Source organism: Ornithinimicrobium sp. (assembly GCF_051004135.1).
In the GTDB taxonomy this organism is placed as follows: Bacteria; Actinomycetota; Actinomycetes; order Actinomycetales; family Dermatophilaceae; genus Ornithinicoccus.
In genome coordinates this window covers 1-19,896 of the sequence record NZ_JBPCKQ010000110.1, presented here as the reverse complement: position 1 = coordinate 19,896, position 19,896 = coordinate 1, and the positions used below count along the sequence as shown (strand labels likewise).

Here is a 19,896-nt window from a genome sequence, read left to right as displayed (position 1 = left end):
CGTCACACCAGCATGATCACCGCACCGGCGACACCGATCACGCCGACACGCCGCCGCACGTCACACCAGTCACAGCAGCAACACCTGAATGGTTACGTCGTAGGAGCCGTCGCCTGCCAGGACGGCCTCGATGTCCCGCTGGCTGACCTTGCCGGACGCCTCGAGCTCACGACCGATGCGCGCCCAGTGGTTGATCTGCTGGGCGGCGCTGCGGCTGTGCACCGCACCCGGGGACTGGCAGCCTCGAACAGGTTGCCATCAACCCGCGTCGGCATCGTGCTCACATGCGGTGTAGCAATCTACTACGTCCAGTTCGGCTACCGGTAGTTGGTGAACTGCACCGCGAAGTCCAGGTCGGCCTCCTTGACCATCCGCTGCACCACCTGCAGGTCGTCCCGCGACTTGGAGGTCACCCGCAGCTCGTCGCCCTGGATCTGGGTCTTGACCGACTTGGGCCCCTCGTCGCGGATCATCTTGGCGACCTTCTTGGCGTTCTCGGAGGAGATGCCCTCCTGGAGCCCGGCGACCAGGCGGTACTCCTTGCCGGAGGCCTGCGGCTCGCCGTCGTGCGCCAGGTCGAGCACCTTGAGCGAGACGCCGCGCTTGACCAGCTTGGTCTGCAGGACGTCGAGCACGGCGAGACAGCGCTCGGTCGTGCTGGCGCGCATGGTGATCGACTCGCCGGACAGCTCGACCGTAGCCCCCACCCCCTTGAAGTCGTAGCGCTGGCTGATCTCCTTGGATGCCTGGTTGACGGCGTTGGCGACCTCCTGCTTGTCGACCTTGCTGACCACGTCGAACGACGAGTCGGCCATGGCGATCCTCCGATCTGGATTGGCGTGCCCTGGGTGGGTGGCTGTTATCCTTTCACCCGCACATCGCGGCAGGTTGTCCGAGTGGCCAATGGAAACGGACTGTAAATCCGTCGGCGTATGCCTACGCAGGTTCGAATCCTGCACCTGCCACCGTCTGCTCAGGCCCCGGTCACCGGCCGGGGCCTGAGTGCGTGGGGCTTGACAGATTTCTGTGCTGTGCTGGCCCGGGCTAGGGCACGCTCGCTCTGCTGGGTGCAGGCCCATAGGACGGACGATGACCGAGCAGACGAGCGCTCCCGCAGTCACGCCGACGAACAAGATCGCGGTGTCGATGACCTACGTCGCCCTGGGCGCGGCGAGGCGCAGCCCGCTGCGTCTGCTCCGGTGCGCCGGGAGAGAGTCCTGGTGACCGTCGGGATGAACGTGTGGTGCGGTGGATGGTTCGTCTGGGCGATCGCGACCGGCCGGCACACCGAGACCGACGGCCTTCTCCTGGCAGTTGCGGGACTGACGTTCGTGGCCTGGGGTTGCTGGCGTCTGCGGGAGGCCCTGCGGTGACCGTGGGGCTCAAGTCCTGATCTCCTCGCCGGTCCGACCCGGTATGGCGTGCACGAGGCCTTGACGCCCCGCCATGTCGCGGTAGACGCCGTCCTGCTCGATCAGCGACTCGTGGGTGCCGACGGCCACGACCCGGCCGTGCTCCAGCACCACGATCTGGTCGAAGTCGCGCACCGTGGACAGCCGGTGCGCCACCACGATCAACGTGCGCCGGCGGGCGAGGGCATCCAGGGTCTGCTGCAGCTGATGCTCGGTGCGGGAGTCGACCGAGGACGTGGGCTCGTCCATCAGCAGGATGTCCCGCTGCGCCAGCATCATCCGGGCCCAGGCCAGCCGCTGCCGCTGGCCGCCGGAGAGCTTGGTGCCGTGCTCGCCCAGGTCCAGGGCCAGCCCGGTGTCGTCGCGCTGCGCCAGTTCGTCGAGACCGACGTCGGTCAGAGCCTGCAGCAGCGCCTCGTCGCTCACCTCCGGGGCCGACAGGCGCAGGTTGTCGGCCAGGGTGCCGCTGAGCACCGGGGCGTCCTGCTCGATCAGGCCCAGCCGGCCACGCAGGTCACTGCGGGTCAGCGCGGTCAGCGGCACACCGCATACCTCGATCCGGCCCGACGTCGGCTCGTAGAACCGCTCGATCAAGGCCAGCGCGGTCGACTTCCCCGAGCCGGAGGGCCCCACCAGGGCCGTCCGGCTGCCCTCCGCAACGCGGAAGGAGACGCCGTGCAGCACCTCGGCTTCCGGTCGCTGCGACGGCTCGCCGGTCTGCGGCGCGGCGTAGCGGAAGACCACGTCGTGGAACTCCACGGCTGCGGGACGCCGCCCCCCGCCGGAGTCCATGCCTGCCACCGCTCGCGGCGCGTCGGCGAGCCCCTCCTCGTCGGCCGACTCCGGGTCGAGCCGCACCACCTCCTGGATCCGGTCCAGCGCCGCCAGCCCGGCCTGGATCTGCACGAAGGCACCGACCGCGGAGGCGATCGGCATGATCCGCAGGAACAGGTAGAGGATGAAGGCCATCAGGTCGCCCAGCTGCATACTCCCGTTGGCCACCCGGACGCCTCCCACCGCGAGCACCACCAGGAACGCGGCTTGCAGGCAGATCCCCATCAGCGGCTGGATCACCGCGGCGAGGGTGGCCAGCCGCACCCCTGCCCGGTATGCCGTCGTCGCGTCCCGGTCGATCAGCTCGGCCTCGCGGTCCTCGGCGACGCTGGCCTTGATGGTGCGGATGCCGGACAGGGCCCGCTCCACCGAGGAGGACATCGAGCCGACCGCGTCCTGGGCGTCCTTGCTGGCTCGGCGCACCTTGCGGCTCAGCACCAGCACCACGGTCATCCCGAGCAGCACCGTGCCCAGGGTGAGCGCAAACAGCAGCGGGTCGATCAGGGTCATCAGCACCACCGCGGCGACGAACATCAGCACCGAGGAGATGACGTCGAACAGGCCCGAGGTCACCACCGTGCGCAGGAGTGTGGTGTCTGCGCCGACCCGCGACATCAGGTCACCGACCCGGCGGGCGTCGAAGACGGGTACGGGCAGCGACAGCAGCCGCCGCACGATGGTGCGGCGCACACCGAGCACGACGCTCTCTGCGGTGCGCTGCAGGAGGTACTGCTGCAGCCCGCCGAAGACCGCCTGGGCCAGGGTCACCCCGATCAGCAGGAGCAGGAAGCCGGTTGCGGATCCGCCCTCGCCGACGGTGTTGACCAGCTGCTGCAACATCAACGGCTGCACGACGGCGAAGGCCGTGGCGAACAGGGAGACCACCGCGACCAGCACCAGAGCGACCCGGTGCTCGCGCAGGTAGGGCCACATCTCGCGCAGCTGTGCCCCGGACCTGTCGGGCCCCTGCTCCTCCGCCTGCGGCATGAGGTCCAGTAAACCCCGAGACCCTGCGGGGGCGGGCAGTCGGGCCGATGTCCGGGACGCCTCCTATCCTTGCCCCATGTCGCACACGGCCTCCGACGAGGTCCAGACCCTGCCCACCCGGCCCGAACGGCTCGGCCGGCTGCCCTACACCCGCAAGCACGGCCGGCTGCTCGTCGGCTCCGGCACCGGGTGGGCGCTGGATGCCATGGACGTCGGACTGATCTCCTTCGTCGGGGCCGCGCTGGCAGCCGAGTGGTCGCTGAGCCGGACCGAGCAGTCCTGGCTGCTGTCGATCGGCTTCGTCGGGATGGCGATCGGCGCGACCGTCGGTGGCCGGCTGGCCGACCGCTACGGCCGCCGCACGGTCTTCGCCGCGACCATGGTGCTCTACGGCGTCGCCACCGGCGCCTCCGCGCTGGTCACCGGGCTCAGCGTGCTGTTGTTGCTGCGTTTCGTCGTCGGGCTGGGCCTGGGCGCGGAGCTGCCGGTGGCCTCGACGCTGGTCAGCGAGTTGTCGCCGACCAAGATCCGGGGACGGATGGTGGTGTTGCTCGAGGCGTTCTGGGCGGTCGGCTGGGTCCTCGCTGCGCTGCTGGGCTACTTCGTGGTCCAGGCCTACGACGACGGCTGGCGCTGGGCTTTCCTTGCCGGCCTGGTGCCCGCGGCGTACGCCGTGGTGGTGCGTCTGGGGCTGCCGGAGTCGGCCCTGTTCCTGGAGCGACGCGGACGGGTCGAGGAGGCCGAGCAGGTCGTGCGCGACTTCGAGGCCTCCGCCGGGGTCGAGCCGGTGCCCTCCCGCGACCTGCCCGCGGCATCGGATGCTGCGCCCGACCGGCTGTGGGGCACGACATACCGGGTCCGGACCGCGGCGATCTGGACGGTGTGGTTCTGCGTCAACTTCTCCTACTACGGCGCCTTCATCTGGTTGCCGACCCTGTTGGTGGACCGCGGCTTCGATCTGGTCACCTCGTTCGGCTACGTCCTGATCATCACCCTGGCCCAGCTGCCCGGGTATGCCGTCGCGGCGTTCCTGATCGAGACGTGGGGGCGGCGTCCCACCCTGGCTGCCATGCTCGTCGGGTCGGCGGTGGCCGCAGCGGCGTTCGGGATGGCCGACTCGGTGCCGCAGATCCTGGCCGCGGGGATGGCGATGTCGTTCTGCAACCTCGGCGCGTGGGGAGCCCTGTATGCCGTGACCCCCGAGATCTATCCCACGGCGATGCGGGCGAGCGGCGCCGGGTCGGCCGCGGGCTTCGGGCGGATCGCCTCGATCGTGGCGCCGTTGTCGGTGCCCGTGTTCCTGGGGTTGGTCGGCAGCGCGGGGCTGTTCGTCGTCTTCGCCGTCGCATTTGCCGTCGGTGCGGCGGCGGTCTTCGCCCTGCCCGAGCAGCGCGGCGCCGCGCTCGAGAGCTGATCTCGGCTCGCAGCCTTTTAGCGTTCGGGCCAGCCGGTGCTCGGAGCGGCCCAGGTCGCCACAAATGCACTCTCAACCATCGCCCACTGTCCAAAGGACCGTCCTAGCGACAGAACATCGCTCTACAGCGCGATGTTCTGCACCTCGAGCGACCCCCGACCAGGTGAGCGACGCCCAATCGGCGGGACGAGGACTTCCTGGAGCTCGTGGCGGTGCTCACGTGCCGGGCGGTGACCGACTGGCCGGGCGACTGATCCCGCCGCATACTCATGTCGTATGCTGTATATCTGGCCACTGACATCCGGCGATGAAGGGCTCTCCCGCATGACGACCACGACCACCACCCCCGATGGGCTCTACGCTGGGTCCATGACTGCGACCGCGACCCTGAGCAACCAGACCTTCATCGACCTGGAGGACCAGGTCGCCGCCCACAACTACAGCCCGCTGCCCGTGGTGGTCAGCGAGGCGGAGGGGATATGGGTGACCGATGTCGAGGGCAACCGCTACCTCGACGCGCTGTCCGGCTACTCCGCGCTCAACTTCGGGCACCGCCACCCCGACCTCGTGGCGGCCGCGAAGGCCCAGCTGGACCGCTCGACGCTGACCAGCCGTGCATTCCACAACGACCAGCTCGGGCCGTTCTGCCGTGACCTGGCCGCGCTGGTCGGCAAGGACATGATCCTGCCGATGAACACCGGCGCCGAGGCGGTCGAGACCGCCATCAAGATCGCCCGCAAGTGGGGCTACCAGAAGAAGGGCGTCGCCGACGGGCAGGCCCACATCATCGTGATGGACGGCAACTTCCATGGCCGCACCACCACGATCGTCAGCTTCTCTGACGACCCCGAGGCGCACGACGAGTACGGCCCCTACACGCCCGGCTTCGGGGCCGTGCCCTACGGCGACCTGGCCGCCATCGAGGGCGCCATCACTGAGCACACCGTGGCCGTGCTGGTCGAGCCGATCCAGGGCGAGCAGGGGGTGCAGATCCCCAAGGAGGGCTTCCTGCCCGGGCTGCGCGAGCTGTGCACCGAGCGCAATTTGCTGATGATCGCCGACGAGATCCAGTCGGGTCTCGGCCGCACCGGCACCACCCTGGCCTGTGGCTACGAAGGGGTCGAGGCCGACCTCTACACCCTGGGCAAGGCCCTCGGCGGCGGCATCGTGCCGGTGTCGGCGGTCGCGGGTGACGTCGAGGTGATGGACGTGATCCAGCCGGGCACGCACGGCTCGACCTTCGGCGGCAACCCCCTCGCCGCGGCCGTCGGGCACGCCGTCGTCAAGCTGCTGGAGACCGGGGAGCACCAGGGCCACGCGGCCGAGCTGGAGCCGGTGTTCCGCGAGCAGCTGGAAGCGCTGATCGGCAAGGGCGTCGTCACCGTCCGGGTCCGCGGACTGTGGGCCGGCGTCGACATCGACCCCGAGCTGATGACCGGCAAGGCGGCCTGCAAGGCGCTGGCCAAGAAGGGCGTGCTGGCCAAGGACACCCACGGCTCGACGATCCGGCTCGCGCCGCCGTTGACGATTACCGCCGAGGAGCTGTCGATCATCACCGACACCCTCGCCGAGGTCCTCGCCGGCGCCGCCTGACCCCTCCACCTCCCGGGCTCTGGTCCGCATCCCCGCACCGGGGAAGACGCTTAGCATTCGGCGGCGACGAGCAGCGCGCGAGCTGCATCTATGCGCGCCAGTCGCACCAGTGCGCGCGATGCTCCCCGGCGCCGGAGGGGCTGGCGCGCGTTCGTGCTTCTCGACCGTACCCGTGCCTTCGGTCGACCCTCACGGGGCACAGGGCCCACCCGCATCGAGCAGGGCATGACCCAGCTCGCGCATCTGGGCGGACAGCTCGGGAGGCTCCAGCACCTGCAGCGGCGCGTCGAGCAGCACCAGGTGCAGTGCGAGCCAGCGCAGATCCTCGGCCCCCGTAACCAGCTCGCACCTGTGCTCGTCGATCGGCACGACCTCGCCGGCGGTGGCGGGGACGCGCACGGCCAGCTCGGCGGCGGGCAGGTCGACGCGCACACGCGCCACATGCCGGTAGGGGGAGCGCGTCACCGACTTCATGACGTATGCCGCCGCGTCGGGGGCCTCGCGCGCGGCGAAGCGCCACGTGGTCGACGCGACGTGCTGCATACGGTCCAGCCGGAACGAGCGCCAGTCACTGCGGTCGGGGTCGTAGGCCAGCAAATACCAGCGCGGACCGAGCACCACCATCCGGTAGGGCTCGACCCGCCGCATCGTCACGGTGCCGTCGCGCCTGGTGTAGGCGAAGCGCACCTGCTCGGTGTCGCGGCATCCGCGGGCCAGGGTCATCAGCACCTGCGGGTCGACACCGGGTGAGCGCCGTGGCACCGCCACCGTCGACTCCTGGACCGCCAGCACCTGCGCGCGCAGCCTGGCCGGTAGCACCTGATCGAGCTTGGTGAGGGCGCGCACCGCGGCCTCGTCGACTCCGGCGACACCAGCGCCGGCGGCCAGCCGCAGACTCACGGCGACGGCGACCGCCTCCTCGGAGTCCAGCAGCAGCGGCGGCAGCGCCCGCCCCGCCCCGAGCTGGTATCCGCCGCCCACACCGCGACTGGCCTTGACCGGGTAGCCGAGCTCGCGCAACCGCTCGACGTCGCGACGCACGCAGCGGGCGGTCACCCCAAGCCGGACGGCCAGCTCGGGGCCCGTCCACAGCGTCCGGGCCTGCAGCAGACCGAGCAGCTGCAGCACCCGGCTCGTCGTGTCGCTCACAGCGCCAGCCTGCCAGAGATAGCGGAACGAAACAGTCCGCTAGGAGTGACACCGTCGTCAGTATGACGAGACACACCGATGCGACGACACCCACCGCCTCTCTCGACTGGTCACGGTTGCTGCTGGAGCAGCTCACCCACCACTGGGAGTCTCAGCTGCGCCCCCGGTTAGCGGGGCTCACCGATGACGAGTACCGCTGGGAGCCGGTCCCCGAGTCCTGGAACGTGCGGCCCCGCGGCACCGGTTCGGCGCCGCTCCAAGCCGGCAGCGGGGAGATGACGATTGACTTCGCGATGCCGGAGCCCGAGCCACCGCCGGTGACGACGATCGCCTGGCGGATCGGCCATCTGGTGGTCGGCGTCTTCGGAGAGCGCAACCACGGCCACTTCGCCGGGCCACCGGCCGACTACATGAGCTGGGACTACCCGGCCACCGCCACGGGCGGGCTCGAACAGCTCGACGCGGGGTATGCCGAGTGGGTCCGCGGAGTGCAGGCGCTCGGCCTGGACGGGTTGGCGCGAGAGTGCGGACCGGCCGAGGGGCCGTATGCGCAGTGCCCGATGGCCGAGCTCGTCCTGCACATCCATCGCGAGGTCATCCACCACGGGGCCGAGATCGCGCTGTTGCGTGACCTCTACGCGCGCCGCTCCTGACCGCCCCCACCGCTCCTGACCGACAACGGTCGCTGGAAGGCGCCACCCGCGCCTACCCAACTCCGCTCCTACCCAACTCGCCCGCACCACGACATACCGACCGAGAGGACCCCTCATGCCCGTCCCCGCAGCACCCGTCGCCGACGAGCGCGCCGCGCTCGCCGAGTTCCTGGACCAGCAGCACCTCGCCTTCCGCGCTGCGGTCTACGGACTGACCGCGGCGCAGTCTCATGCCCGCAGCACGTGCAGTCAGATCGTGCTGGCCAACCTCGTGCAGCACGTCACCGTGGTGCAGGACAACTGGCTCAACTCAGCAGAGGCGGCCCCCGAGGCGCCGGCGAGCCGCGACACGGTCGGCTCCGACTGGGACGCCTCGGACCGCACCCTGCAGGAGCTGCTGGCCGACTTCGACGCGACGGCCGCCCGGGCGCAGGAGCTGATCGGGCGGCTCGACCTGGACGCCTTCGTTCCGGCCCCCGGGGCTCCGTGGTTCGCGGGGATCGACGGTTGGTCGGTGCGCTGGGTGTTCTTCCACCTGATCCAGGAGCTCGCCCGGCATGCCGGGCACGCCGACATCGTCCGGGAGGGCATCGACGGGGCTACGCAGTACGAGCTCGTCGCGGGCCTCGAGGGCTGGCCGGACACCGACTACCTCACCGCTTGGCAGCCCTCGGCCTGACCCATACACGCGCCTGGGCAAGGTTGTGCGCGGGGCGAGTCGGTGGCTCCCCTCGATGTGAGCGCTCAACCCCGCCGACGACGGCGCCGAGTCCCACCGCCTGCAGGAGGACCAGGGACAGGTCCAGCTCCCAGCCCATGACGCCACCACGATCGACGGGACGAGCAAACGTCAGGGTGGCCACCACGACGACGGTGCAGACCGCCCACACCGCCACCAAGGTTCTCCTCGTCATCCGGCGTGCATCGAGGGGCGCCCAGATCATGGGGACGAAGCAGAGCAGCGCGAACCCCAAGAAGCCGAGGCCGATGTTGGCGCCGCCCTCGGGGTTGCTCAGGCTGTCGAGCGCCGAGAGCACCGGCAGAATGGCCACCACCACCATGCTCCGCACCACGACGTGGATCAGGATCCCCGGTCTTTGGCCTTTCTGGACACGGTTGCGCGCGGTCGGTGTAGCCGATCTGTCCTGACCCGAGCGCTCAATCCTGCCCAGGCGGGCTGGTCGCCGACGAGCGGCGCATGGTCAGACCCACGAGCCCGCCGATGAATGCCCCGACAGCCATCAGCCCCAAGGTCATCACCGCGACATCGGGCTCCATCGCTTCAGCGGTCCCGGACCAGGCCGCACGGATCACGATGAGGACGCCGGTCGCGAGGACGACTGTGGCGGTCCACACCACCACCAGCGGCATGGGCTTCATCCGGCGTCCATCGAGCGCCGCCCAGATCATCGGGACGAACAAGAGCAGCGCGAGCAGGAGTATGCCGAGGCCGATGTTGGCGTCGTCCGCGGTGCCGGTCAGCTCGTCGAGCAGGAAGGGCGCAGGCAGGATCGCCGACACGACGACGGTCCGGATCGCGATGCCGATCAGCTTGCGCATGCTGTGCTTCCCATCGGAGTCAGGCCGTCCAGGAGGGCTCGACGAGCATGGTGCTGCCCAGCCACTCCTCGGGGATGCCCATCCCCTCCACCAATGCGATGGCGTCGGGCCGCAACGCTCGACACAGCTCGTTGACCTGCGCGGTGATCGCCTTGGCGCGGGTGGCCGACATGCGGTTGTGCTGCTGGAACCACCCTGAGTCGGCCTCCAGGCTGCACAGCACGTAGAGGTCGCACAGTCGCTCCAGCCGGTCCTGGGCCACCGGGTCCGAGCACGCCTCGATGCCCGCCACGAAGGCCTCCAGGATGACCCGGTCCATGTGCGTGCGGGCAGCCAGCAGCACGTGGTCCTGGGCGGAGTTGAACGCCTCGAACGAGTCTTCACCCTTGCTGGCCTTGCGCAGCCGCCCGGCCAGAGTCTCCAGCACGTGCCGCTCACGGTCCTCGAACATCGCCAGGTGCCAGCCGCGGTCCAGCAGCTCCTCGTCCTCGGACCGCCGCGCCGCTGCGGCGACCAACCGGTTGATCAACGGGCGGGCGGCGGTGCGCTCGATCACCGCGCCCCCGAAGGAGCGCGCGGCGAACTGCACCATCCCGAGCATGTCCAGGTCGCCGAACATCTCCTTGTAGTTGGTCAGCAGCCCCTTGGCGACCAGCTGCAGCAGCACCGTGTTGTCGCCCTCGAAGGTCGCGAACACGTCGGCGTCCTGGCGCAGCACGGTCAGCCCGTTCTCCGCCAGGTAGCCCGCCCCGCCGCACGCCTCCCGGCACATCTGGGCCGTGTCGTTGCCGTGCCGGGTGGCCATCGCCTTCATCCCCGCGGCCCGGGTCTCCAGCTCGCGCTGCGCCTCCTGGTCCTTCTCCGGAGCCTCGTGCAGATCCTGCAGCCGCTCGGTGAGCTCGTTCTGGGCGAACATCAGGGCGTATGACGTGGCGATCGCCGGCAGCAGCTTGCGCTGGTGGGCCAGGTAGTCGATCAGCAGCACCTCGCCGTCGTGCCCGGGTGCGGAGAACTGGCGCCGCGCGACGGCATACCGGGTGGCGATCGACAGCGCCTTGCGCGCCACCACGGCACCACCGGAGGCGATGCTGATCCGGCCGCGCACGAGTGTGCCGAGCATGGTGAAAAAGCGCCGGTTGGGGTTGTCGATGGGGCTCTCGTAGACACCGTCGTCGCGCACGCCGCCGTAGCGGTTGAGCAGCATCTCCCGCGGCACCCGGACCCGGTCGAACATGAGCGTGCCGTTGTCGACCCCGGCCAGGCCGCCCTTGGCGCCGTGGTCGCCGGTGGTGACCCCCGGCAGGGCCACCCCTGACTCGTCCCGGATCGGCACCAGCACCGCGTGCACGCCGTGGCAGTCCTCGCCGACCCACAGCTGGCCGTAGACCACCGCGATCCGCGCGTCCCGCGCCGCCCCGCCGATGTAGGCCTTGCGGGCCGAGGGGCCCGGGGAGTGGACCACGATCTCGTCGCCGCCGGGGTCGAAGGTCAGGGTGGTCTCCAGCGACGCGACGTCGCTGCCGTGCCCGATCTCGGTCATCGCGTAGCAGCCGAGCAGCCGCATCTCGATCAGGTCGCGCAGGTAACGGTCGTGGTGCCACTGCGTGCCCAGCGCGGACACCGCCCCGCCGAACAACCCGAACTGCACCCCGGACTTGATGGCCACGGACAGGTCGCCGTGCGCCGCCAGCTCGAAGTCGACGGTCGAGCGGCCCTCGTCGTCCAGCCCGCCGTACTCCTTCGGGTAGCCGCTGGCCGAGTAGCCGAGCGCGTTGATCACCTGCAGGGTCTCCAGGGTCCAGTCCCGGGCCGCCTCGATCGACAGCGCAGGGTCGCGCAGCATCAGGTCGACCGGGAGCTCGGCACGGGCGGCCTCGCGCACGTGCTGCCACCGGCCTCCGGTCGCCTCCCGCAGCGCCTGGCCCAGCGGGGAGATCCGGTCAGTGGCCGGGTCGCCGTGCCCCTCCACCGGCCTGGGACCGCCGGCCTCGGGCAGCGGGTGGGTCTGGTCCGGGGTGGTCGTGCTGGTCATGCGTCCTCCATGGGGTCATCGGTGGGAGCGGGTATGCGGTGGGCCGGGTCGGTCAGGGCCGGACCCAGCAGCGCCACGACGGCCGCGGTGACGTCGTCGGCGGTGGTGTCGGGCGGCGAGTGCGTCACCCAGTAGTCGGCGGCGGCTCGGACGAAACCGACGATGCCGTGGCCCCAGACGAGCGCAGGGGCGGGGTCGCGGCCGGCGCGGCGTAGGTGGGCGGTCAGGATGCCGGCGAGCTGGTCGCCGATGCGTCCGGTCAGGGTCAGCAGCGGGTCGGGCAGGTCGCTGCGCTCGACCGCGGCAGCGGCATCCAGCAGTGGCCGGGTCACGACGAAGCGGTAGATGCCGGGGTCGCGCTCGACGAGCCGCAGGTAGGCCTGCACCATCGCCGCGACGACGCCCGTCACGTCGGCGGGCGACCCGTCGGGGGAGCGCCCGGAGCCATCGGCCACGGCACCCAGGTCGCCCAGCACCACCTGGTCGACCGCCTCGACGACCGCGAGATAGATGCCGGTGCGGTCCCCGAAGTGCCGGTAGAGCACCGTTTTGCTGGTCCCCGCCTCGGCCGCGATCTCGTCCATCCCGACCGCGGGCCCGTGCTTGCGGATCGCCCGCAGCGTGTCCTCGACGAGCTCGCGGCGACGGCGCAGCCGGTGCTCCTCCCAGCGCACGTCGCGACCGTCCCGCGGCTCCTGCGCAGCGGCGGGCGGGTGGTCGTCGGCGGGTGCCGAGGTGGGGGGCATGCCACCAGAGTACCTAGTACCCGGCGTACCTGCTACGGTCGGTACCGGTTAACTCATCAGCGTCACGTCATACCCGCCATCTCGGCGGGCCGTCCACCCAGGAGCCGCGTCGTCCATGACCACTGATCCCACGCCCGCCCTCGCGGGTCCGCGCACCGCCGTCGTCTGCGGCGGCAACCGGATCCCCTTCGGCAAGGCCGGCGGCGCGTATGCCGTCGCCTCCAACCAGGACATGCTCACCGCCGCGCTCGACGGCCTCGTTGCCCGGTTCGGCCTGGCCGGTGAGCGGCTCGGTGAGGTGGCCGCCGGCGCCGTGCTCAAGCACGCCCGTGACTTCAACCTGACCCGCGAGACCGTGCTCGGCTCGGCGCTGCACCCGGCCACCCCCGCATACGACGTGGGGCAGGCCTGCGGCACCGGCTTGGAGACGGTGATCCAGGTCGCCAACAAGATCGTGCTGGGTCAGATCGACTCCGGCGTTGCCGGAGGCGTCGACAGTGCCAGCGACGCCCCGATCGCCGTCGGCGAGGGCCTGCGCAAGGCACTGCTGAAGGCGAGCCGGGCCAAGACCCCGGTGCAGCGGGTCAAGGCGCTGGCCGGCATCCGCCCTGGCGACCTGGCCCCGGAGACCCCGCGCAACGCCGAGCCGCGCACCGGTCTGTCGATGGGGGAGCACCAGGCCCGCACGGCCAAGGAGTGGGGGATCTCCCGGGAGGCCCAGGATGAGCTGGCCGCCGCGAGTCACCACCACCTCGCGCAGGCGTGGGAGTCGGGCTTCTTCGACGACCTGGCCACGGCATACCTGCGGCTGAACAGCGATGAGGGGCTGCGCCCGGACACCTCGGTCGACAAGCTGGCCAAGCTCAGCCCGGCCTTCGGCAAGGGCGAGGGCGCCACCATGACGGCCGGCAACTCCACCCCGCTGTCCGACGGCGCCGCGCTGGTGCTGCTGGCCGAGCAGGAGTGGGCGCGGGAGCACCGGCTGCCGGTGCTGGCCCGGTTCGTCGACGCCGAGGTCGCCGCCGTCGACTACGTCGGGGGCGACGAGGGGCTGCTGATGGCCCCCTCGTATGCCGTGCCGCGGCTGCTCGCCCGGCAGGGGCTCGCCCTGCAGGACTTCGACGTCTACGAGATCCACGAGGCGTTCGCCTCCACGGTGCTGGCCACCCTGGCGGCCTGGGAGTCGGCCGACTTCTGCCGGGACCGGCTCGGCCTCGACGAGGCGCTCGGGTCGATCGACCGGGACCGGCTCAACGTCCACGGCTCGTCGCTGGCGACGGGTCACCCGTTCGCCGCGACGGGAGGCCGGATCGTCGCCACGCTGGCCAAGACGCTCGCCGAGCGAGGCTCGGGCTCCCGGGGGCTGATCTCGATCTGTGCTGCCGGCGGCCAGGGTGTCGTCGCGATTCTGGAGGCGGTGTGATGGCCGACCTCTACAGCACCCTGAGCGCCCACCCGATCGGCAAGTCGGTGACCCGCAGCCTCGGGCTGCCGCAACCCACCACGCTGCGGCGCGGCCGGACGCTGCCCGAGGGTGCCATCGCCCTCGGCGTCGTCTCGGACGGCGAGGCCACCGACAGCCCGCCGAACGCCGCGGGCCTCGGCGGCGCGACGCTGGAGCTGCTCGGGATCACCTCGATCCCGGCGCTGCTCGACGCCCCTGAGACGCGCACGGTCGATGACGAGGGCCGCGCTCAACCCCCGGCATACCCCGAGCGGATCGGCGCCCTGGTGCTCGACGCGACCGGAGCCAAGACCGTGGCGGATCTGGAGACCGTGCGGGCCCTGCTGCGGCCGGCGCTGAAGGGACTGGGCCGATCCGGGCGGGTCGTCGTGCTCGGCCCCGACCCGGACCAGGTCGACGCCGTCGAGGCCGGCGCCGCCGCGCAGGCGCTGGAGGGCATCACCCGCAGCGTCGGCAAGGAGCTGCGGGCCGGCGGCACCGCAAACCTGGTGCACGTGGCCGACGGCACGGCGCCACAGGCGCTGGCCTCGACGCTGTCCTTTTTGCTGGAGGGCCGATCGGCCTACGTGTCCGGTCAGCCACTGCGGGTGGCCGCACCCGGACGGGGCCCGGATCAGGTGCCGCCGGTGACGCAGCGGCCGTTCGAGGGCGAGATCGTCGTGGTCACCGGCGCCGCGCGCGGCATCGGTGCCGACATCGCCCGGGTCTTCGCTCGGGACGGCGCCACGATCGTGGCGATCGACGTCCGTGCCGCCGGCCAGGCTCTGTCCGGCATCGCCAACGAGGTCGGCGGCACCGCGCTGCAGCTGGACATCACCACTCCCGACGCGGGGGAGCGGCTTGCCGCGCACGTCGCGTCCCGTTACGGCGAGCATGCCCGGATCCACGCCGTCGTGCACAACGCCGGCATCACCTGCGACAAGCTGCTGGCCAACACCGATGAGGAGCGCTGGGGCAGCGTGCTCGAGGTCAACCTGGCCGCCCAGCTGCGGATCAACGAGGTCCTGCTGGAGCCGGAGCGCGCCGGTGGCCTGGCCGACGGGGGCCGCATCGTCGGCGTCGCGTCGACCAGCGGCATCGCCGGTAACCGTGGTCAGACCAACTACGCCGCCAGCAAGGCCGGTGTCATCGGCGCGGTGCGCACGCTGGCGCCGCGGCTGGCCGACCGGGGGATCACCGTCAACGCCGTGGCCCCCGGCTTCATCGAGACCGAGATGACCGGCAAGATCCCGCTGGCCACGCGCGAGTTCGCCCGGCGCTTCAACAGCGTGCAGCAGGGCGGCAAGCCGGTCGATGTCGGCGAGGCGATCGGCTACCTCGCCGACCCGGCCAGTGCCGCCGTCACCGCTCAGGTGCTGCGGGTCTGCGGGCAGTCCCAGATCGGGGCCTGAGCGATGACCGACCACCGCGCCGAGCCGGCACGGGAGGACGTCGACGCTGACGTGGAGCTGCTGCAGGAGCCGCCCGCCGTCGGGCCGCTGATCGCCCGCGCTGCGCTGACCTCGGTGGGTCGTTCACGCCATGCGGAGCTGCCCGGTCGCCGGGTGATGCTCGCCGGAGTGCAGGTTGATCTGGCCCGGCTGGCCGACTACAGCCACCTGTGCGGGATGACCCTGCGCGACCAGGTCCCCGCGACCTACCTGCACGTGCTGACCTTCCCGCTGCAGCTGCACCTGATGGCGGCTCGCGACTTCCCGTATGCGATGGCCGGCATGGTGCATGTCGCCAACACCATGACGCTGCACCGGCCGGTCGAGATCGGCGAGTCGTTGACGCTGTCCAGTGCGGCAGTGAATGTGCGGCCGCACCGCCGCGGGATCACGGTCGACCTGCTCGGCCGGGCCGAGGTCGGCGCGGAGACCGTGTGGGAGGCAGTGAGCACCTACCTGGTGCGCGGCGCGCAGGCTCCCGCGCCGCCGGCGGCAACGAATCCGGGGGCCCCGGACGCCGACCCCGAGACCGAGGAAGGGCCCGCCGGCCCACGCGCGCTGCCCCCCTGGGCGCAGTGGCGGCTGCCCGCCGACCTGGGCCGGCGATACGCTGCGGTCTCCGGCGACGTCAACCCCATCCACCTCAACCCGCTCGCCGCCAGGGCGTTCGGCTTCCCACGGGCCATCGCGCACGGTATGTGGACCCACGCCCGGGTGCTCGGTGCGCTGGAGGGACGGCTGGCGGATCGGCATACCGTGTCGGTCGACTTCCGCAAGCCGGTGCTGCTGCCCTCCACCGTCGACTTCGCCGCCGTCCACGATGGCGACGGATGGCGCTTCGCGGTCACCGGCAATGGCGGGGAGCGAGAGCATCTGACCGGGGCGGTCACCGCCCCCGAGCCGGCGGCATAAGCATGGCCCACGACGATTTCACGCACCTGGGCCGGGTTGTGTAGCCTTGCACAGCGCTGCGCACCTGTGGGTCCCGACCCGGGTCGCGAGCCCGCCCCCATAGCTCAGTCGGTAGAGCGTCTCCATGGTAAGGAGAAGGTCAACGGTTCGATTCCGTTTGGGGGCTCAGGTTGCCGCCCGGACCCACCCGGCGCGTCGACCGCGAGGCGGGATAGCTCAGCTGGTTAGAGCGCACGACTCATAATCGTGAGGTCGCGGGATCGAGCCCCGCTCCCGCTACCCGACAGGACCGCACGACCGCATACCGCACCACCGTCAGACACCATTCGAGAGCAGGTTGCCCCGTGGCCAAGAGCGCCGACGTCCGTCCCAAGATCACTCTGGCGTGCACGGAGTGCAAGGAACGCAACTACATCACCAAGAAGAACCGCCGCAACAACCCCGACCGGTTGGAGATGGCGAAGTTCTGCTGGCGCTGCCGGCGGCACACGCCGCACCGCGAGACCCGCTGACCCAGGCCGGCCGCTCAGGTACCGCCGCGGTATGCCGGAGCACGCGGATAGGGTGACCGGCATGGCCGTGAACGCTGACTTCGCCGGGCGGAGCTATCCGCCCACCGAGCCATTCGTCGTCCCCGCCGCACGGATCTCGGCCTTCGCCGAGGCCGTCGGTGCCGCCGACCCGGTGCACCACGACGAGCAGCGCGCGCAAGCCGCCGGGCATGCCGACGTGGTGGCCCCACCGACCTTCGCCGTCGTCATCGCCCAGCAGTGTGATGCCCAGCTGATCGCCGACCCCGAGGCCGGGATCGACTTCACCAGGGTCGTGCACGGCGAGCAGGGCTTCACCCACCACCGCCCGATCGTGGCCGGTGACCAGATCGTCGGGGTGCTGCACGTGGATCGGGTGCGCGAGGCCGGCGGGCACGCCATGGTCACGACCCGCAGCGAGCTGTCCACCACCGACGGAGAGCCGGTGTGCACCGCGACCTCCACGCTCGTGATCAGGGGGGAGGGCTGATGGTGCTCGACCTGATGCACGTGCGCGTCGGCCAGGAGCTGCCCGGGCGCACCGTCCACGTCGACCGCGACCGCCTGGTGGCCTACGCCCGGGCCAGTGGCGACGACAACCCGATCCACCAGGACGAGGAGTTCGCCCGCTCGGTGGGCCTGCCCGACGTCATCGCGCACGGCATGTGGACGATGGGCGCAGCCGTGGAGGTGGTCAGCGAGTGGGCCGGCGACCCGGCCGCGATCATGGCCTACGGCACCAAGTTCACGAGCCCCGTCGTGGTGCCGGCCAACGGTGGCGCCGAGATCGAGGTGTCCGGGGTCGTCAAGCGGGTCGAGGAGGAGACCGGCCGGGTCACCGTCGAGCTCACCGTCACCTGCGCCGGGGCCAAGGTGCTCGGCCGCGCTCAAGCGGTCGTGCTGGCCGCGGTCACCGCCCCATGACGCGCAGCCCATGATGCCGACGACCACGCGATCGCTGGCCGAGCTGACCACGATGCGGGTCGGTGGTGCGCCCCGGGGGTTCGTCGAGGTCGACTCCGCCGACGCGCTGATCGAGGCAGTCCGCAGCGCAGACGACCAGGGCGAGCCGCTGCTCGTGGTCGGCGGCGGCTCCAACCTGGTCGTGGCCGACGACGGGTTCCCCGGCACCGTGGTGCTGGTGCGCAGCCGTGGTGTCACCGTCGAGTCCGCCGACGCCTGCGGTGGTGTCGTGATCCGCGTCGCCGCGGGCGAGCCGTGGGACGACCTGGTCACCCGGGCCGTGACCGAGTCATGGTCCGGGATCGAGGCGCTGTCCGGCATACCCGGCAGCACGGGTGCGACGCCGGTGCAGAACGTCGGCGCCTATGGCCAGGAGGTCGCCCAGACCATCTGGTCGGTGCGCGCCTACGACCGGGTCACTCGAGCCGTGCGCACGCTGGCCAACGCGGACTGCGACTTCTCCTACCGGCACAGTCTGCTCAAGGAGTCGATGCGGCTGCACGAGCCGGACGGCCGGCAGGTCACCCCCCGCTACGTCGTGTTGGAGGTCACCTTCCAGCTGCGCCCCACCGAGCTCTCCCAGCCGATCGGGTATGCCGATCTGGCCCGCGACCTCGACGTCGAGCCCGGCTCCCGGGTGCCCTTGGCCGACGCTCGGCAGGCGGTGCTGGAGCAGCGCGGACGCCGAGGCATGGTGCTCCAGGCCGGCGACAACGACACCTGGTCGTGCGGGTCGTTCTTCACCAACCCGATCCTGGCATCCGACGACATGGCGCTGGTGCAGGAGCGCGTTGCGCACCGGCTGGGACCGGACGGACCGAGCGCACCGGAGTTCTCCGCCCACGACGGCACGGTCAAGACCTCGGCCGCGTGGCTGATCGACAAGGCGGGCTTCACCAAGGGCCACGGTCTACCCGGTCCGGCGGCGCTGTCGACCAAGCACAGTCTCGCCGTGACCAATCGGGGGTCGGCCACGGCGAGCGATGTGGTGGCGTTGGCTCGGCAGCTGCGCGAAAGCGTCGACGACGCCTTCGGGGTGTCCCTGGTCAACGAACCCATGCTGGTCCGGCTCACGCTCTAGCCGGTGCCGTCCGGCGAACCGCCCGCTCACCGCTGACAGCGGGGTGCCGCGGGCGGACAGCCCGCGCAACTAGGCGGCTCTCGAGGTGTCTGCGCCACCCCGTGCCGCCATGACGATGCCGTCGAGGGTGCGCTCCCAGTCCTGTGGCTGCATACCGAAGTGTGTGCGCGTGGCCGAGTCGTCCACGACGAACGGCGCGGTGAACTGGTATGCCGTGCCTGCCAGCTCGCGCATCATCGCCGAGACGACGCCGGTCGCCCGCAGGGCACGCGGTCCGAGGGTGCGCACGGTCGGCGCCGGAATGCCCGCATGGTGGGCCACGTCGGTGAGGGCCTGACGCTGGGTGCGGGGTGGCGCGCTGGGGACCAGCCACGCCTGCCCGTAGGCGGTGGGGTCGGCCGCCGCGGCGATGATCAGACGGGCGACGTCACCCCTGCCCGTCCAGGTGTGCGGCTGGTCGGCCGTTCCCAGGACCCACACGCTCTTGCCGGCGAGCACCGCTGGTGCGTTGCGGGCGAGGTGCGAGCTGTCGCCGGCGTCCGCGTAGTCGCTGGCCCGGGCCTCGACCACCCGGGCCGTCCCGGCCTCGTGAGCGGCCAGCGCGTTGCGCCACATCTGCGCCCGGATCTCGCCCTTGTGATCACTGGGGTGAAGGGGCGTCCGGTGCGACATCGGGCCGTCCACCCGGCCGTAACCGTAGAGGTTGCTGACCGTCGCCAGCACGGCCCCCGACTCCTGCGCGGCCTGCAGCAGTGCGGCCGCGATCGGTGGCCAGTCGGTGTCCCAGCGGGTGGTCAGGCCCACCTCCGGACCGGGTGACGACCTGCACCCGATGGCCCGCGTCGGCGAGGGTGGTGGCGACGCGGGACCCGATGGGTCCGGCTCCGACGACGACGTGCATGCTGCTCATGACGACCTCCAAAGTGTGAGCATTGCTCGCTGACGAGGACAGTGAACACCTGGGGCCGCGGAAATCAAGAGCACTGATCACATTTAGGTGCGCCGCTCTCGGCTGTGGTTCACTTGGGGCATGGCAGAGCCAGGACGGGCCACCGGTGTGGGGGGGAGCGCCAGCGAGCAGACACCCAACCCAACACCCCCCGCCCCCCGCGCACAAACGACCCAGCCAGCTCCT

22 protein-coding genes, 3 tRNA genes and 1 pseudogene are annotated in these 19,896 nt (G+C 71.1%); 16 read left to right on the top strand and 10 right to left on the bottom strand.

All coding sequences use genetic code 11. From position 1 onward, the window contains the following. Window positions 1–69: 69 nt before the first annotated feature. Together ACR2FV_RS06425 and ACR2FV_RS06420 are read right to left on the bottom strand one after the other, a co-directional pair. The gene (locus tag ACR2FV_RS06425) at window positions 70–222 is read right to left on the bottom strand and encodes a TA system antitoxin ParD family protein (protein WP_434014862.1); all 153 of its coding nucleotides are present in this window, start codon (window positions 220–222) and stop codon (window positions 70–72) included. Between the two features lie 95 nt (window positions 223–317). Beyond that, window positions 318–815 carry a YajQ family cyclic di-GMP-binding protein gene (locus ACR2FV_RS06420; protein ID WP_434014861.1) on the bottom strand — a complete coding sequence of 166 codons (498 nt, stop codon included), beginning with the start codon at window positions 813–815 and terminating at the stop codon, window positions 318–320. Between the two features lie 67 nt (window positions 816–882). Here ACR2FV_RS06420 and ACR2FV_RS06415 point away from each other — a divergent pair. The 3 genes from ACR2FV_RS06415 to ACR2FV_RS06405 all read left to right on the top strand — a co-directional run bounded on the left by ACR2FV_RS06415 (window position 883) and on the right by ACR2FV_RS06405 (window position 1,373). Next, window positions 883–965, top strand: a tRNA-Tyr gene (locus ACR2FV_RS06415). A 124-nt stretch (window positions 966–1,089) separates the two neighbouring features. Next, window positions 1,090–1,224, top strand: coding sequence for a hypothetical protein (locus tag ACR2FV_RS06410; RefSeq protein WP_434014860.1), 135 nt, complete (start codon window positions 1,090–1,092; stop codon window positions 1,222–1,224). Further along, window positions 1,221–1,373 (top strand): hypothetical protein, encoded by a 153-nt coding sequence (locus ACR2FV_RS06405; protein WP_434014859.1) that lies wholly within the window; start codon window positions 1,221–1,223, stop codon window positions 1,371–1,373. The genes ACR2FV_RS06410 and ACR2FV_RS06405 overlap by 4 nt, the downstream gene beginning before the upstream one ends. Before the next feature lie 9 nt (window positions 1,374–1,382). Here ACR2FV_RS06405 and ACR2FV_RS06400 read toward each other — a convergent pair whose 3' ends face one another. Further along, the gene (locus tag ACR2FV_RS06400) at window positions 1,383–3,233 is read right to left on the bottom strand and encodes an ABC transporter ATP-binding protein (protein WP_434014858.1); all 1,851 of its coding nucleotides are present in this window, start codon (window positions 3,231–3,233) and stop codon (window positions 1,383–1,385) included. A 76-nt stretch (window positions 3,234–3,309) separates the two neighbouring features. Between ACR2FV_RS06400 and ACR2FV_RS06395 the strand changes: the two genes are divergently transcribed. Both ACR2FV_RS06395 and rocD read left to right on the top strand, forming a co-directional pair. Beyond that, window positions 3,310–4,647 carry an MFS transporter gene (locus tag ACR2FV_RS06395; RefSeq protein WP_434014857.1) on the top strand — a complete coding sequence of 446 codons (1,338 nt, stop codon included), beginning with the start codon at window positions 3,310–3,312 and terminating at the stop codon, window positions 4,645–4,647. 369 nt (window positions 4,648–5,016) lie between these two features. Continuing rightward, window positions 5,017–6,240 carry an ornithine--oxo-acid transaminase gene (rocD, locus tag ACR2FV_RS06390; RefSeq protein ID WP_434014856.1) on the top strand — a complete coding sequence of 408 codons (1,224 nt, stop codon included), beginning with the start codon at window positions 5,017–5,019 and terminating at the stop codon, window positions 6,238–6,240. A gap of 189 nt (window positions 6,241–6,429) precedes the next feature. Here rocD and ACR2FV_RS06385 read toward each other — a convergent pair whose 3' ends face one another. Then, complete coding sequence (locus ACR2FV_RS06385; RefSeq protein ID WP_434014855.1) at window positions 6,430–7,389, bottom strand: helix-turn-helix transcriptional regulator; 960 nt, start codon at window positions 7,387–7,389, stop codon at window positions 6,430–6,432. Between the two features lie 62 nt (window positions 7,390–7,451). On the opposite strand from ACR2FV_RS06385, the gene ACR2FV_RS06380 reads away from it, so the two are divergent. Further along, window positions 7,452–8,042 carry a DinB family protein gene (locus ACR2FV_RS06380; protein WP_434014854.1) on the top strand — a complete coding sequence of 197 codons (591 nt, stop codon included), beginning with the start codon at window positions 7,452–7,454 and terminating at the stop codon, window positions 8,040–8,042. Between the two features lie 115 nt (window positions 8,043–8,157). After that, on the top strand, window positions 8,158–8,721 hold the full coding sequence (locus ACR2FV_RS06375; RefSeq protein WP_434014853.1) for a DinB family protein: 564 nt from the start codon (window positions 8,158–8,160) through the stop codon (window positions 8,719–8,721). On the opposite strand, the gene ACR2FV_RS06370 is transcribed toward ACR2FV_RS06375, so the two are convergent. The 4 genes from ACR2FV_RS06370 to ACR2FV_RS06355 form a co-directional block, all read right to left on the bottom strand. Beyond that, complete coding sequence (locus tag ACR2FV_RS06370; protein WP_434014852.1) at window positions 8,696–9,103, bottom strand: hypothetical protein; 408 nt, start codon at window positions 9,101–9,103, stop codon at window positions 8,696–8,698. The genes ACR2FV_RS06375 and ACR2FV_RS06370 overlap by 26 nt on opposite strands. 97 nt (window positions 9,104–9,200) lie before the next feature. Beyond that, a complete protein-coding gene (locus ACR2FV_RS06365; protein ID WP_434014851.1) occupies window positions 9,201–9,602 on the bottom strand; it encodes a hypothetical protein in 402 nt (133 codons plus the stop codon). 19 nt (window positions 9,603–9,621) lie between these two features. Then, complete coding sequence (locus ACR2FV_RS06360) at window positions 9,622–11,634, bottom strand: acyl-CoA dehydrogenase family protein (RefSeq protein WP_434014850.1); 2,013 nt, start codon at window positions 11,632–11,634, stop codon at window positions 9,622–9,624. Further along, window positions 11,631–12,380 (bottom strand): TetR/AcrR family transcriptional regulator, encoded by a 750-nt coding sequence (locus ACR2FV_RS06355; protein ID WP_434014849.1) that lies wholly within the window; start codon window positions 12,378–12,380, stop codon window positions 11,631–11,633. The genes ACR2FV_RS06360 and ACR2FV_RS06355 overlap by 4 nt, the downstream gene beginning before the upstream one ends. Before the next feature lie 115 nt (window positions 12,381–12,495). Here ACR2FV_RS06355 and ACR2FV_RS06350 point away from each other — a divergent pair, with 115 nt between their 5' ends. The 9 genes from ACR2FV_RS06350 to ACR2FV_RS06310 all read left to right on the top strand — a co-directional run bounded on the left by ACR2FV_RS06350 (window position 12,496) and on the right by ACR2FV_RS06310 (window position 18,761). Then, on the top strand, window positions 12,496–13,803 hold the full coding sequence (locus tag ACR2FV_RS06350; RefSeq protein ID WP_434014848.1) for an acetyl-CoA C-acetyltransferase: 1,308 nt from the start codon (window positions 12,496–12,498) through the stop codon (window positions 13,801–13,803). Next, the gene (locus ACR2FV_RS06345) at window positions 13,803–15,236 is read left to right on the top strand and encodes a 3-oxoacyl-ACP reductase (RefSeq protein ID WP_434014847.1); all 1,434 of its coding nucleotides are present in this window, start codon (window positions 13,803–13,805) and stop codon (window positions 15,234–15,236) included. Before ACR2FV_RS06350 ends, ACR2FV_RS06345 begins: the two co-directional genes overlap by 1 nt. A gap of 3 nt (window positions 15,237–15,239) precedes the next feature. Continuing rightward, window positions 15,240–16,187 carry a MaoC/PaaZ C-terminal domain-containing protein gene (locus tag ACR2FV_RS06340; RefSeq protein ID WP_434014846.1) on the top strand — a complete coding sequence of 316 codons (948 nt, stop codon included), beginning with the start codon at window positions 15,240–15,242 and terminating at the stop codon, window positions 16,185–16,187. A gap of 93 nt (window positions 16,188–16,280) precedes the next feature. Beyond that, a tRNA-Thr gene (locus ACR2FV_RS06335) sits at window positions 16,281–16,353 on the top strand. A 39-nt stretch (window positions 16,354–16,392) separates the two neighbouring features. Beyond that, window positions 16,393–16,466: transfer RNA gene (locus ACR2FV_RS06330), tRNA-Met, on the top strand. A gap of 65 nt (window positions 16,467–16,531) precedes the next feature. Next, complete coding sequence (gene rpmG / locus ACR2FV_RS06325) at window positions 16,532–16,699, top strand: 50S ribosomal protein L33 (RefSeq protein WP_434014845.1); 168 nt, start codon at window positions 16,532–16,534, stop codon at window positions 16,697–16,699. 61 nt (window positions 16,700–16,760) lie between these two features. After that, on the top strand, window positions 16,761–17,207 hold the full coding sequence (locus tag ACR2FV_RS06320) for an FAS1-like dehydratase domain-containing protein (protein ID WP_434014844.1): 447 nt from the start codon (window positions 16,761–16,763) through the stop codon (window positions 17,205–17,207). Further along, entirely contained in the window at window positions 17,207–17,641 is a 435-nt protein-coding gene (locus ACR2FV_RS06315; RefSeq protein ID WP_434014843.1) for a MaoC/PaaZ C-terminal domain-containing protein, read from the top strand. The genes ACR2FV_RS06320 and ACR2FV_RS06315 overlap by 1 nt, the downstream gene beginning before the upstream one ends. Window positions 17,642–17,654: 13 nt before the next feature. Beyond that, complete coding sequence (locus ACR2FV_RS06310; RefSeq protein ID WP_434014842.1) at window positions 17,655–18,761, top strand: UDP-N-acetylmuramate dehydrogenase; 1,107 nt, start codon at window positions 17,655–17,657, stop codon at window positions 18,759–18,761. 69 nt (window positions 18,762–18,830) lie between these two features. Here ACR2FV_RS06310 and ACR2FV_RS06305 read toward each other — a convergent pair whose 3' ends face one another. Both ACR2FV_RS06305 and ACR2FV_RS06300 read right to left on the bottom strand, forming a co-directional pair. Further along, window positions 18,831–19,565, bottom strand: coding sequence for an NAD-dependent epimerase (locus tag ACR2FV_RS06305; RefSeq protein ID WP_434014875.1), 735 nt, complete (start codon window positions 19,563–19,565; stop codon window positions 18,831–18,833). Window positions 19,566–19,608: 43 nt separating this feature from the next. After that, a pseudogene (locus tag ACR2FV_RS06300) lies at window positions 19,609–19,662 on the bottom strand (hypothetical protein); the annotation flags it as partial. Between the last annotated feature and the right edge of the window lie 234 nt (window positions 19,663–19,896).